The organism is Gynuella sunshinyii YC6258 (assembly GCF_000940805.1).
Taxonomy (GTDB): domain Bacteria; phylum Pseudomonadota; class Gammaproteobacteria; order Pseudomonadales; family Natronospirillaceae; genus Gynuella; species Gynuella sunshinyii.
Genome location: NZ_CP007142.1, coordinates 2,065,149 through 2,079,748 on the forward strand (window position 1 = coordinate 2,065,149; position 14,600 = coordinate 2,079,748).

At 46.1% G+C, this 14,600-nt stretch carries 10 protein-coding genes; all 10 read left to right on the plus strand.

The window, feature by feature from the left end; translation table 11 throughout:
• Window positions 1-294: 294 nt before the first annotated feature.
• Complete coding sequence (locus YC6258_RS09195; protein WP_044616736.1) at window positions 295-1,383, plus strand: ABC transporter ATP-binding protein; 1,089 nt, start codon at window positions 295-297, stop codon at window positions 1,381-1,383.
• A 2-nt stretch (window positions 1,384-1,385) separates the two neighbouring features.
• Entirely contained in the window at window positions 1,386-2,483 is a 1,098-nt protein-coding gene (locus YC6258_RS09200) for an ABC transporter ATP-binding protein (RefSeq protein WP_044616737.1), read from the plus strand.
• Window positions 2,480-3,349 (plus strand): carbohydrate ABC transporter permease, encoded by an 870-nt coding sequence (locus YC6258_RS09205; RefSeq protein ID WP_044616738.1) that lies wholly within the window; start codon window positions 2,480-2,482, stop codon window positions 3,347-3,349. Before YC6258_RS09200 ends, YC6258_RS09205 begins: the two co-directional genes overlap by 4 nt.
• A gap of 90 nt (window positions 3,350-3,439) precedes the next feature.
• The gene (locus tag YC6258_RS09210) at window positions 3,440-4,240 is read left to right on the plus strand and encodes a carbohydrate ABC transporter permease (protein WP_044619901.1); all 801 of its coding nucleotides are present in this window, start codon (window positions 3,440-3,442) and stop codon (window positions 4,238-4,240) included.
• A 14-nt stretch (window positions 4,241-4,254) separates the two neighbouring features.
• Window positions 4,255-4,527, plus strand: a complete 273-nt coding sequence (locus tag YC6258_RS09215; RefSeq protein WP_044616739.1) for a DUF2160 domain-containing protein — start codon at window positions 4,255-4,257, stop codon at window positions 4,525-4,527.
• A 108-nt stretch (window positions 4,528-4,635) separates the two neighbouring features.
• Window positions 4,636-6,363: an ABC transporter substrate-binding protein gene (locus YC6258_RS09220; protein ID WP_082070628.1), complete on the plus strand. Its 1,728-nt coding sequence runs from the start codon at window positions 4,636-4,638 to the stop codon at window positions 6,361-6,363.
• 549 nt (window positions 6,364-6,912) lie between these two features.
• Window positions 6,913-9,867, plus strand: a complete 2,955-nt coding sequence (locus YC6258_RS27205; RefSeq protein ID WP_052830180.1) for an EAL domain-containing protein — start codon at window positions 6,913-6,915, stop codon at window positions 9,865-9,867.
• 1,139 nt (window positions 9,868-11,006) lie between these two features.
• Entirely contained in the window at window positions 11,007-11,981 is a 975-nt protein-coding gene (locus YC6258_RS09235) for a TauD/TfdA family dioxygenase (protein WP_245627025.1), read from the plus strand.
• 318 nt (window positions 11,982-12,299) lie between these two features.
• Window positions 12,300-13,991, plus strand: coding sequence for a cyclic peptide export ABC transporter (locus YC6258_RS09240; RefSeq protein ID WP_044616742.1), 1,692 nt, complete (start codon window positions 12,300-12,302; stop codon window positions 13,989-13,991).
• A gap of 238 nt (window positions 13,992-14,229) precedes the next feature.
• On the plus strand, window positions 14,230-14,406 hold the full coding sequence (locus YC6258_RS30195) for a hypothetical protein (protein WP_169748952.1): 177 nt from the start codon (window positions 14,230-14,232) through the stop codon (window positions 14,404-14,406).
• Window positions 14,407-14,600 lie beyond the last annotated feature (194 nt).

The window sequence follows — 14,600 nt, forward strand, 5'->3', positions numbered from 1 at the left end:
ATCTTGTTGTTATTGTGTATGACTGTTCAGAGAAGTGTTCAGATGGTGTTTTTGTTTTGAACAATTGTCAACAGTTTTTCGTTTTTGAACGTTTTTGTTTTTATTTTCATCGCTCCCGAATACGTCAATTTTCCTATCTAACTTATTGATTTCAATAACACTCTAAATTTTTAGTGGATGAATGTTCCGGTTTGGCCCGCGCTTTGCTCCAGGTTGAAAATGTTCGAATCTGTTTAATCGAACAATTCCGAAAAAGTAACAATAACAGCGGAATCAACCATAGCGGGTTTATTTATGAGTTTTGAATTGCAGAACGTCAGTCGCACGGTCGATGGCGTCTATTGGATCGATCATGTTGATCTGACCCTTGAACCGGGTTCCTTTAATGTTTTTCTAGGCCGTACCCTGGCTGGCAAAACCACATTGATGCGTTTAATTGCAGGGCTGGATCGCCCCTCAGACGGCCGCATTTTTATGAATGGTGTGGACGTGACCGGTGTGCCGGTTAAAGACCGCAATATTTCCATGGTTTACCAGCAGTTTATCAATTATCCCAATTTGACGGTTTATGAAAATATTGCCTCGCCACTGCGACTGGCCAACCTGAGTGAGTCCATTATCCGCCAGCGTGTTCAGCAGACTGCTGAAATGCTGCATATTGAACAGTATCTGGATCGCCTGCCTCTGGAATTGTCCGGCGGTCAGCAGCAGCGCACGGCGATGGCCAGAGCACTGGTTAAGGATGCCTCCATCGTGCTGTTCGATGAGCCATTGGTGAACCTCGATTATAAGTTGCGCGAAGAGTTAAGACAGGAACTCAGAGAGCTGTTCAAGGAGCGCAATACGATTGCCATTTATGCCACGACGGAACCCAATGAGGCGCTCGCGCTGGGAGGGACCACGACGGTTTTGCATGAAGGCCGGATGTTGCAACACGGACCAACCGCAGATGTTTATCATCATCCTAACGATATTTTGACTGCCGAGATGTTCAGTGAACCACCCATTAATGTGGTCAGTGGCCGGGTGACTGAATCAGAAGTTTCTTTCGATGAACAGGTACATTTTCCGTTAAATCAGGATCTGCGCCAGTTACAGCCGGGAAAATATCAATTTGGTGTACGGGCTTCGCATATTTCTCTGGTGCCGCAGAACGATGACGATCTGGAGTTGTCGGTAAAGGTGGATCTGGCGGAGATCAGCGGCTCAGAGACGTTTCTGCATGTGCGTAATGATTACATGAGCCTGGTGTTACATCTGTCCGGCGTGCACGCCTACGATGTGGATGATGATCTGAATGTCTACTTTCCCACTCACAAGCTTTATACATTTGATCTGGATGGCCGCATTGTGCAGTCGCCGTCACAGCGGTTGAGGATGTAATCATGGCAGAAATCCGTTTATCACAACTGGCACACAGTTACAGTAGTGCCCCGCAGTCCGACAGCGACTATGCCATCCGGCAAATGGATCATATCTGGGAACAAGGCGGGGCTTTTGCGCTGCTGGGTCCATCCGGGTGTGGCAAAAGCACCATGCTGAATATTATTTCCGGGCTGCTGGCACCTTCGAATGGTGAAATCATGTTTGATGGTCAGGTGGTGAATCATATGACACCGGAACAGCGGAATATTGCCCAGGTATTTCAGTTTCCGGTCGTCTACGACACCATGACGGTATTCGATAACCTCGCGTTTCCCTTGCGCAATGTAAAAATCGCCGAACATAAAATCAAAAGCAAGGTGCATGAAATTGCCAGCATTCTGGAACTGACACCGTTGCTGAACAAAAAAGCCAAAGGCCTCAGTGCGGATGAAAAACAAAAGGTTTCCATGGGGCGTGGACTGGTACGTGATGATGTCTCCGCCATCTTGTTTGATGAACCATTGACCGTGATTGATCCGCATCTGAAATGGAAGTTGCGCCGTAAGCTCAAGCAGATTCACGAGCAGTTCAATATCACCATGGTTTACGTGACTCACGATCAGTTGGAAGCCTCTACCTTCGCGGACAAGATCGCAGTGATGTACAACGGCCAGATCGTGCAGTTTGGAACGCCAAGGGAGTTGTTTGAAAGCCCCAACCATACCTTTGTCGGCTTTTTTATTGGCAGTCCCGGTATGAATCTGGTGAGCGTGGAAAAGTGCGAAGGTGGGGTCTGTTTTGGTCAAATCCGTATTGCTCTGTCACCACAACTGGTCGCTCGTTCAGAATTCATCAACTGCGAAAATTTGAAAGTGGGTATCCGACCGGAATTTGTCCATGTCTGGGATGAACCCAATGATGATGCCTATGTCGCTGAGGTCAAATATGTGGAGGATCTCGGGACCTACAAGATCATGACTTTCATGCTTGACGGTGTGGAGATGAAGGCCCGTTTGCAGGAAGACCAGAAGGTGCCACGCGGTCAGGCTTACGTCAGTTTCCCGGAGCAATGGCTGAAGGTGTATGTCGATGAGTTTCTGCTGGAGGAGGCGTCATGAATAAGGTTGAAAACAATAAAGCATGGTTGCTGGTTTTGCCGGTGTTTCTGATTGTCGCCTTCTCGGCAATTATTCCGTTGATGACGGTGGTGAACTATTCCGTACAGGATATTTTTGATCAGAACACTCGTTACTTTGTCGGCACGGAATGGTTTCGGCAGATTCTTCTTGATACACGATTGCATGAGGCATTGTTGCGTCAGTTCATTTATTCCCTGGCGGTGCTCGCGATTGAAGTTCCTTTGGGGATTTCGGTTGCCCTGGTTATGCCAACTGGTGGTAAGTGCTCTTCAGCAGCGTTGATTCTGATCGCCATTCCCTTGTTGATTCCCTGGAATGTGGTGGGAACGATCTGGCAGATTTTCGGGCGTGAGGATATCGGTTTGTTCGGCTGGACGCTCAATCATATCGGGCTGGATTACAACTATGCCGGAGATCCGGTAGATGCCTGGCTAACGGTTTTGTTAATGGATGTCTGGCATTGGACATCACTGATCGCATTGCTGTGTTACTCGGGTTTGCGCGCCATTCCGGAAGTTTACTACCAGGCGGCCCGCATTGACCGTGCATCGCGATGGGCGGTATTCCGCTACATTCAACTGCCAAAACTGACCAATGTATTGATTATCGGTGTGCTGCTGAGATTCATGGATTCCTTCATGATCTACACCGAGCCTTTTGTGCTGACGGGTGGAGGTCCTGGTAACGCCACTACATTCCTGAGTCAATCGTTGACCAAAATGGCGGTTGGCCAGTTTGATCTGGGTCCGGCTGCAGCGTTCTCGTTGATCTACTTTCTGATCATTCTGCTGATGTGCTGGTTGTTCTACACCACCATCATGACCATTAGCAGAGACGAAAAATAGGAGTATGTGATGTCACAACAGACTGTCAGTTCAAGCTCGTATGAACGTTCATCACAGGTCAATACCCGAAACCGTTCAGGACAACGCATTATGATACAGAAATCCAGAATAGGGCTGCTTGCATATATGGCATTTGTCCTCATTCCTATCTACTGGTTATTGAATATGTCATTCAAAACCAACGAAGAAATCTTGGGCGGGCTAACTGTTTTTCCGCAACATTTTACCTTCGCCAATTACATCAAGATCTTCACTGATCCCAGTTGGTATCTCGGGTATGTCAATTCCATTTACTACGTCTCGTTGAATATGATTATGAGCGTGGTGGTGGCATTACCGGCCGCCTATGCCTTCAGCCGTTATAAATTTATCGGTGACAAGCACATGTTTTTCTGGTTGCTGTCCAACCGGATGGCACCGCCGGCGGTCTTTCTGCTGCCGTTCTTTCAGTTGTATTCTTCTGTCGGTCTGTTTGATACCCATATTGCGGTAGCGCTGGCACATTGTCTGTTTAACGTGCCGTTGGCGGTATGGATATTGGAAGGTTTTATGAGTGGCGTGCCCAGAGAAATCGATGAGACTGCATACATCGATGGCTACAGTTTTCCAAAATTCTTTATCAAGATTTTTATTCCCATGATTCGTTCCGGTATTGGCGTTACGGCATTTTTCTGTTTTATGTTTTCGTGGGTGGAATTGTTGCTGGCGAGAACGTTGACTGCTGTGGATGCCAAACCGATTGCCGCTGTAATGACTCGTACCGTTTCCGCCTCTGGCATCGATTGGGGAGTACTGGCGGCTGCGGGTGTATTGACCATTTTGCCAGGAATGCTGGTGATCTGGTTTGTCCGCAATCATGTGGCTAAAGGGTTCGCCCTTGGCCGGGTATAAGCGAGGGGAATATTATGAACTGGATGGCCTGGACACTGCCAACTGCCGTTTTCTTCGCGGCAATAGCATTAATATTGACTGCGATGACCGTATGGGAATTTGCATCGCCCAGTATTGAGCGAAGAGGTTTTCTGCCACTCAAGACCAGCCGTGGCGACAGACTGTTCATTGGTTTGTTGAGCAGCGCTTACATTCATTTGATCTGGTTATTGATGACGGAAGCGGCGCTTTGGCCGGCAACGGTTTGTTCCGTTGTCTGGATGGCGATTGTGATGCGCTGGGGATAACCGCGTATCAATCTGGAATTTTGACTGATGTTGTGCGTTGCCACGACTCTCAAAGTATGGAGTAACGGCGTAGGGATACATCCACTAATAAGAACAATGAGGCACATTATGGACAACCAATATAAAACAAAGAGCCTGCTAACCGTTGCGATTACCGTCGCAATGGGAGTCAGTACTCTTTCCTGGGCGGATCAATACAGTGATGCGGCGAAGAAATGGGTGGACAGTGAATTCACTGATTCAACTCTGACAAGAGAGCAACAGTTACAGGAAATGGCCTGGTTCACCAAGGCTGCAGAGAAATTCCGTGGCATGGAAATCAATGTTGCATCTGAAACGATTACCACTCACGAATACGAATCCAAGGTACTGGCCAAGGCATTTACCGAAATAACCGGTATCAAGCTCAATCATGACTTGATTCAGGAAGGGGACGTAGTTGAGAAACTGCAAACCCAAATGCAGTCCGGTCGTAATATTTACGATGGTTACGTAAACGATTCGGATTTGATCGGTACCCACTTTCGGTACGGTAAGGTCGTTCCCATTTCAGACATGATAAAAGGAGATGGTAAAGACTATACCTTACCCACACTGGACCTGAATGATTTCATCGGCCTGTCGTTTACCACCGGACCCGACGGAAAAATATATCAGCTGCCAGACCAGCAGTTCGCCAACCTCTACTGGTTTCGTTATGACTGGTTCAACCGGGCGGATCTGAAGAAACAGTTCAAGGAATTATATGGGTACGAACTGGGGGTTCCAAAAAACTGGTCGGCCTATGAGGATATTGCAGAGTTCTTCACCGATCATGTTAAAACCATTGATGGTCAGCGTGTTTACGGTCATATGGATTACGGTAAAAAAGATCCTTCATTGGGATGGCGTTTTACCGATGCCTGGTTCTCCATGGCGGGCGCGGGTGACAAAGGTTTGCCTAACGGGTTACCGGTAGACGAGTGGGGGATTCGGGTTGAAGGTTGTCGCCCGGTCGGTTCGAGCGTTTCCCGTGGCGGTGCAACCAATGGCCCGGCGGCCGTCTATGCAACCACCAAATACGTAGATTGGTTGCGTAAATATGCGCCACCGGAAGCACAGGGTATGACCTTCTCCGAAGCCGGTCCGGTTCCGGCCCAGGGCAACATCGCCCAGCAGATTTTCTGGTATACCGCGTTCACTGCAGATATGACTAAGCCCGGATTGCCAGTGGTCAATGAAGATGGCACACCAAAATGGCGTATGGCACCATCACCGAAAGGGCCTTATTGGGAGCCGGGTATGAAACTTGGTTATCAGGATACTGGTTCATGGACATTCATGAAATCGACGCCGGCTGATCGTCGTCTGGCAGCTTGGTTGTATGCCCAGTTTACCGTGTCAAAAACCGTCTCACTGAAGAAGACTCTGATTGGTCTGACACCTATTCGTGAGTCTGACATCGTTTCCGAGCAAATGGCCAAGGCGGCTCCAAAACTGGGTGGTCTGGTGGAATTTTACCGTAGCCCGGCGCGGGTTCAGTGGACACCAACTGGAACCAATGTGCCGGATTATCCAAAACTGGCACAGTTATGGTGGCAATATATTGCTGAAGCGGCCAATGGGGAAAAATCACCTCAGGCGGCGCTTGATGGACTCGCGGCGGCACAGGATAAGGTCATGGAACGTCTGCAGCGGGCAAATGTTCAGGGTGAATGCGGTCCGAAGCTGAATCCTGAAGTCGACCCGGCTGTATGGCTGAATAAGCCCGGTGCACCTAAAGCCAGACTGGCGAATGAAAAGCCAAAGGGTGAAACGGTCTCATATGATGACCTGATCAAATCCTGGCAACAATAATAAAACATCACGGCAGGATCTTTTTGATCCTGCCGTTTTTTAAGCGCTCCGCCCTCAGCAATGATCTTACCGTCCGGTTACTGAGTTTCTAATCATCACAGAAAAACCAGGCAGAATTGTTCCGCTGTATGCATACAGCACAAAGATCTCTCTTATAAAACGACCTCCATTGTAAGACAGAAAAAATTAACAGAAAAATAATGTACCACCCTACAGTTCTGTTATTTTTGTGGTCTTCTATTTTGATTTAATAATGAATGGTTGGATTTTCATAAACATCAAGCTCTATGAGTTATAAAAAATACTCTGATTTGTGCAGGGTTTTTTCGGTGAGTTTTTTGGTTTTTTGTTATAATTGTTAGCTTGATTATTAAATAAAATGTTTTAGTCGAAAACTAAATTGCTTGTCAGGTGTTCGGCTACAATCAATGAAAGAGTCAAGAAGCTTCTGAATATTATCGCTGATATGGATGAATATTCAGAAATTCCTTAAAAAGCAGAGTGCAATTCTTTGTTGTACCAGTCAGGAGACCTGGATGGGATACTCATATGAGAGATTGGTTGCAGTATTTCTCGACCCGCATACGTTATAAGTTGTTCGCTGCAGCGTTGGTGGCGGCTCTTTTTATTGGTTTGACTGGTGCCGTCAGTTTGCGGGCTATCGAAATACTTGTCAGTTCAGTCAATGTTACGAATGAAGTGAGTCTGCCGTTCTTAAGTCATACCATGGATGCAACCCATGCAATGCGGGAGCTGACGGTAACGACAGACAATTTTTTTTCGAATTGTGACACGGCAGACTCTGCATTTTTGCTGTCAGTAAAATCCAGTCTCGAAAAAAATATTATCACTGTTGATGCCCTGACAGTGTTTTTGAATCGCGCGCAATTACTGGAATATGCTACCAGTATCCATCAACTCAGAAATCGTTTGCATCAGGCACTTACGGATATGTTGCAATCATGTGAGACGCAGGCTTCATTGCAGCGGCAGTTACAGCAACAACAACAGTTGGTGCTGGCCGGTATCGAAGTACTGGAGCGCAACTTTGATCAAGGCATCACAGATCTGACTTTCCAGCTTGAACAAAAGCCGTATGAGAGTGTCATACTCCACGAAAACTATACGTCACTCTGGCCAATACTGAGTTCGTTGGTTCGCCTCAAAGTCTATACTCGTCGTATTCACGACAGCATCCTGAAACTGGTTTCGTGGGGGTCGGGTGATGAAATAAATCAGCGCTTTACCGACTATCAGGGTTTGATTACCCAGCTCAAAAACGAAACTCAGCAAACGGAACATTTATTAAAACAGGTCGATGATCGAGTCACTGATATCAAAACAGCAGAACCTCTTGTTACGCTTATGTTGCCTGTTCAGGATATCCAGGATATCTGGCAGAAAAAAATGGCCGTGCGTGATGCCATGCAGGTCAACCAGATCGCTGCAGATTCTGCCAGACTTGTAATGATCTCTAAGTTACATACGCTGGAATCGAAGGCCAGAGACGCCTATGTCGATACCAATACGTCCAACAACCGTATTGTGATCGAAGTCAGTTGGATGCTGGCAATCGTGGCGTCCATAGCTTCAGTCATATTGTTATTGTCCGGTTGGTTTGTTTTCCGTCGCCTGCTGCAACCATTAGAGCTGTTGAAACAACACGTCAACAACGCTATGACAAATGGTGAGCTATCTCGATCTATGCCGGAAAGACTGACCGAGCGGCGTGATGAAGTTGGTGCTCTGGCAGTTTCATTTGAGAAGCTTATTGCGGATTTGAGTCTGACCGGTTCGGAAACTCTGATTGGGTCGCAGGCGGAAATCAACAAACAATATGAACGGTTGGCGACAGCGATAGAAAGTATTCCTCAGGGGATATGTCTGGTGGATGCAACTGATTGTGTGCTGATATGTAACCGTCATTTCAAGTTTATCTATTGTCTGACAGATGGGCAGATTCGTGAAGGAATGCCAATCTGTGATGTGGTTGCCGCCTGTCAGGAAAACGGTGCAGTGTTTAATATTTGCCAACAGGAAAAAAGTGAAGGCTCGACTCCAGTGGGATTTTCATTTTCGCAGCAAATGGTTAATTTCCGGGATGAAAAAATTATCGTGGTCAGAACTGCTGAAACTCCTGAAGGGGGACGGGTATTCATACACGAAGATGTTACTGAACGTCGAAGGCAGGAGGAACGTATCGCCTATCTGGCCCATCACGATGCTTTGACCGGTTTAGCGAACCGGACACTGTTTCGCATCGAGTTTAAAGATGTTCTGGATACGTTGGCTGATGGCCAGCAGGTGGCCTTGTTATACCTGGATCTTGATTGCTTTAAAATCGTTAACGATACGATGGGCCATCCGATAGGAGATCGTCTACTGATTCAGGTTGCAGACAGGCTGAGGGTATGTCTGCGTGATAGTGACAAGGTTTGTCGCTTTGGAGGAGACGAATTTGCCGTTCTGTTAACACAGAACTCCAATCAGGAAAGTGCGGTGATGATATCAGAAAGGATTATTCAAACTGTCAGCCAGCCTTATGATATCGAAGGGCAAAGCATTCACATTGGAATATCAATTGGTATCGCCGTCGCCCCAGTCAATGGAACCGATCCGGACAGACTGATCAAATGTGCCGATGTGGCTTTGTATCGCGCCAAACAGAAGGGACGAAAAACCTATTGTTTTTTTGAACTGGAAATGGATGCTCAGATTCAATCGCAACGGGCACTGGAGCTGGATTTGCGGATGGCCGTTGAGCAGCAACAGCTGGAGTTGTACTACCAGCCGCAAGTGAATACTCTCAATCATCAAATTGCCTGCTTTGAAGCGCTGTTACGCTGGCACCATTCCGAGCGAGGCCCCGTCGCACCGGCTGAGTTTATTCCCGTTGCAGAAGATACCGGGCTGATCATTCCAATAGGCAGTTGGGTGCTACGACGGGCCTGTCAGGATGCCAGGAAATGGCCGGAAAATGTTTGTGTCTCGGTCAATGTTTCACCGGTGCAATTTCGCACGGAGAGTTTGTTGGCAGATGTAAAGTCCGCGTTGTCAACGTCCGGTCTTACCCCCCAAAGATTGGAGTTGGAAATTACCGAAGCCATTTTATTGCACGATACCCTCAACACCTTGACGACGCTGACACAGATCAGCCAGATGGGTGTGCAGATTTCGATGGACGATTTTGGAACCGGATATGCCAGCCTGAGTTACATTCAGAAGTTCAAGTTTGACAAGGTCAAAATTGACCGGTCCTTTGTGAGCGATCTGGTCTGTTCGAAAGACAATCAAGCCATGGTGCATGCCTTATGCCGGTTATGTATTTCTCTAGGCATCGGCACGGTTGCTGAAGGTGTTGAAAATCTCCGGCAATTAAGGTTGTTGGAACAGGAAGGATGTACCAATATGCAAGGCTATTATTTTGCCCGGCCGATGCCGGCAGATCAGGCTGCTATTGCAATCGAAAAGCAAACGCACTATATCCGGTTCGATAACTCATAAAATGTATCGGGGTTGTTACGGAATCTGTTGGTAACCGGGCGCACACTATAATTAAGGGGTCTCTGAAAAATAGGAATAGTTTTGATGCAGGCGAGGAAGCACCACTCGCAACATCGCAGTTTACTGACGTAAATGAGGATGTGAGCTGACACCGTCCTGCGCGAAAACAGGCCATTTTTCAGAGGTTCCTTAAAGTATTTAAGTCTGCTCATACCTATTCTTTTATAGTTCACAAGTTTCAGCCATATCTGGCCTGAACAAAAAAGTATCCCAAAATCTGTTTCTGACGAATAGGAGGCAGCTTGTGACTTTGCGCCTGCTTTTTTGTCATCATCATAAAGACATGTCTTAATTTCACTTAAAGCGAATAGGGCTTTTAAGAATCACCAGTCTTCTCTTCAAAGTGTCATAAAAATGAAAGAATTGTCTAATATTTGAAAAGTATGTTTTTTTTGTTCTCATGGTTTTGGATGTCCGGAATAGCGGTGCCAAATATCCATATGATGCTTTTCCGGTATCAGCATGGATGTAAATCATTCCTTGGTCTGATCTCACTGCCGTTGATGCCAGAGAATGTCATCATTGATCAATTCATAAATAAACTGTCATTAGTGTTGTTTGGCATTATCAGTGTATCTTTTATGGCCGTTTATATTCATTTGCCCGTTTTAATGGCTCGATATTGATTTGGTGATATACACGTTTATCACCATTATATTTCTTTGTCCTACTTTAGAATGAGAATCGTTCGTTATGAGTGTCATGTCTAATTTTGGATGGTAATTTAGTGGAAAAAGGCGACATCAAAAGGCCATCTTGTGGACATCGTTCGAACGGATTTTAGGTGTGGCCGGTGATATTTGTAGTAATTTTGAGGCCGGTACTGATGTTTTCAGGTCCTGGATTTTGAATTCGAATTTGACGGTTTTTTTTAATCGTTCTGCAATGTTCTTGCTAAAGAATGTCAGGTGTAGTGTTTGTCAGGTCGATTCATTTCAAGTGTTGTGCATGACACACAGTGTATGTTCGCATCTCTAACACTGGCCTGAAAAAATAATGACCTTTATTAAATCAATACTGTATAGATTAGAACTTGCTGTTGCTATGTTGTCAGCGGGTTTTATGGCGGGAGAGAAAATATGGTGATGGTGACTGAAGAGACAACCGTCAGGGAAATATCAATAGAGTTCAAGTCGGCGCCGCCTGCAGAGTTTTCTTTGCCCTATAGCGTTACTTCCGACTCCTCTATTACACGGTTAGAGACTGAGATATCGACTTTAATTAAGCAGCGGTTGCATCAGCATGGAGCTATATTGATCAGAGGTGCGGGTGATGTATCCATCGATTCATTCGGTCAGCTCGTTGCAGCGACAACCGGGGATTCCATAAACTACGATTTTGGTTCGACTCCCCGTTCTCATATCCAGAGTGGGGTCTATACTGCCACAGAATACCCTGCACATCAGACTATCCCACTCCATAATGAACAATCCTATACCAATATCTGGGCTGATTATCTCTGGTTCTATTGTGAAAAAGCAGCTCTCAGTGGTGGTGCGACCACATTGGCTGACAGCCGTGAGATTTTTCGAAAAATACCCGCGTCCATCAGACAGAAATTTATGGATAAAGGAGTCATGTATGTCCGCAATTATGGGAGCGGATATGATCTGGACTGGCAAAAGGTTTTTAATACCACCGACAGGCAGGAAGTGGAAAATTTTTGCCGTAAACGCGATATTCAGTTTGAATGGAAAAATGAAGACGAACTGACCACCACCCAGGTTTGTCAGGCTCATACAGTACATAAGATTACCGGAGAAACGGTCTGGTTCAATCAGGCTCATCTGTTTCACGTATCCAGTCTTGCTCCGGAAATCCGGGAGGCATTGGTTGAAATACTCGGGGTCGAAGGTTTGCCGAGAAACGCCTGCTACGGTGATGGGTCAACGATCGAAGATTCCATATTGGATGAAATTCGCGGCATATACGAGGAAAACACAGTTGTTTTCCCATGGCAGGCGGGTGACATCATGCTAGTCGATAATGTGCTCGCGGCGCATGGACGGCAGGCATTTGAAGGTGATCGAAAAGTGTATGTCATGATGACCTGATAATGTTGTATTCGTTCTGTCTGTAAAACTGAAAATAAACCACTTAAAAATTTACGTGACACGGTCTGAGATTTTTTCTTCAGTAGTGGATGGTGTTGCGTCTTGAAAGTTCCTGTATTCGTACAGCAACAGGCATATAACATCGGTATCAGGATGAACCGTAACCGGACAATGTCATTTTGGCTACGTCTATCCAGAGCGATTAAAGACCAGACCTGAAATTTTACTGGCCTGGTTTTTTTCTGCTTTCAATCGGGCCGTTTGGGAAGAGCTGCCTGATTATCAAATGAATCATATCCATCACGGAAAGGAAACACAGTGGTCGTAGAATTAATTCAGCGTTACAAATGGTCATTACTGTTTGCAACCATACTGAGCACTTTAAGTGCGTTATTCAGTATTGGAGTGATGGTGATGTTAAACGGGGAAATTTCCACGCTCAGAGAAGGGACAGATAATGTTCTGCGCAGCGTCGCTATTTTCGCTCTGGCGCTGGTCGGGCTGGGTGCATTTGGTATTTTCTCTCAATATATCCTTTCCCGTCTGAGTGCTGGTTTTACCAGTCGCCTCAGAGACTTCATGGTCAGAAATGTTCTGAACACCGACTATGAAGGTATTGAACGTCTGGGTGGACATCGAATCTACGCCACGTTGACTTCAGATATCCGAAATCTTGCGGCAGGTTTTTCCCTTTTGCCTCATCTGGCCTACAACATATCCGTGGTACTGTTGTGCCTGGGATATATGGCATACAGCTCCTGGCAATTATTCTCGTTTGTGTTTGTCTTCCTGGCTCTTGCGATCGGCTTTGCGCAGCTCCTGATGAATCGGGGAATGCGGCTTCTTAAAATACTGCGTGAAACAGACGACAATTTGTTTGGCAGTTTCAAATCTCTGGTCGAAGGCGGCAAAGAACTCAATATCAACATCAACCGGAAGTACTATTTTTATCAGGATATTGTCGCTCCTCAGGTTGAGGAAATTAAAAACAAGACCGTCAAGACCGAATTCAACTTTATCATTATCCATAACTGGACCAACGTCATACTGTTCATTGTGATGGGCGCGATTGTGTTTCTGTCTCAGGCGGTATTCACTCAGGTGTCTGTTGAAGTGGTGACAGGGTTTCTGCTTATTATGATTTATCTTGTTGGCCCCATTTCCTCACTGATGGATATGTACTCTGTCGTGGCGGCAGGATTTGTGGCACACCGGAAAATAAACAGCCTTAAGTTATCCACCAATGGCATGGATTCTGATCGTTGGGACAACCGGGAAAATGCCAATGTTACCACGCTGAAACAATGGAACTGTTTATCCGTACGTAATCTTTCCTACCATTATGAATCGGAAGCCGGAGAGAGCTACCACTTTGGCATTGGCCCCATCAACATGGACATACAACAAGGTGAAGTAATTTTTATTACCGGAGGTAATGGCAGTGGTAAATCGACCTTTATCAAAACCCTGGTCGGACTTTATACCGCTTCAGCCGGAGAAATTTATCTGGACAATGTCAAAGTGGATCTGAGCCGGAATCGGGAATGGTATTGCCAGCATTTCAGTATCATTTTTTCCGATTTTCATTTGTTCGATTATGCGCTGGATCGACAAGGTAACCCTGCTGATGATGCGTTGATCAACGAACACCTCAGGAAACTCAAACTCGACGACAAGGTCACCAGTCAAAATGGCGTGATTTCATCATTATCGCTGTCACATGGACAAAAAAAGCGTCTGGCGTTGTTATTGTCCTACCTGGAAGACGCCTCGATTTATATTTTTGACGAGTGGGCTGCCGACCAGGACCCTTATTTCAGAAAGTATTTTTATCATACCTTGTTGCCCGAGTTGAAAGCCCAGGGAAAAACTGTAATCGCCATTACTCATGATGACGCTTATTTTCATACCGCAGACCGACTGTTCAAATTTGAAAACGGGAAGTTGGTGGACAGGCTGGCCTATGAAGATGATCTGGCGGAACCTGTTGAGTGGCTGAAAAGTACATAAGACACACAGTATTTACCGACAACATAAGATAAAGACATCACAGAGCTGAATAGCAATAGTGATTGCTCAGACAAATGTAAGCGGGACGGCATGCAAAAAAATATCGAATTAAAACAGAGACAGAAGCTCTGAATTCATCGTAACGATCATTCTTGGGGAACCTTCAGATTTTTGCCAATTGTGTCAGAACAAGGCTTGGTTGCGCATGTCGTTTTGTTGATCCGGTCAGGCATGTCGAATGGTTCCCCCTGGTTTGGCGGCCAGGCAGTTTTCCAGAGCAATACAACAGCGGATCAATGCCGGCTTAAGCATCAAATTGATCCGCATTATTTCATTATTCACCCGGCGGGTATTTGTGTCGGGTGTGGGACATAAAGGTTTCACTATTGGCCTGTTCCAGTGCGAGCGAAGGTAAATCAGGATGTTTCGAATAACACCGCGAGATGTTCTGGGGCAACAATCAAGCAGATCGGCACGATCTGTCAGGTAGCCGGGTTAATCGTACGGACGGAATAGACGGAATAAAGGATGGGTGTCACAGATAAAGGATGAGCGGTCTTATCGTGGCGTTAAGCGAATAATCATTGACTGAACGGACATATTGGAATT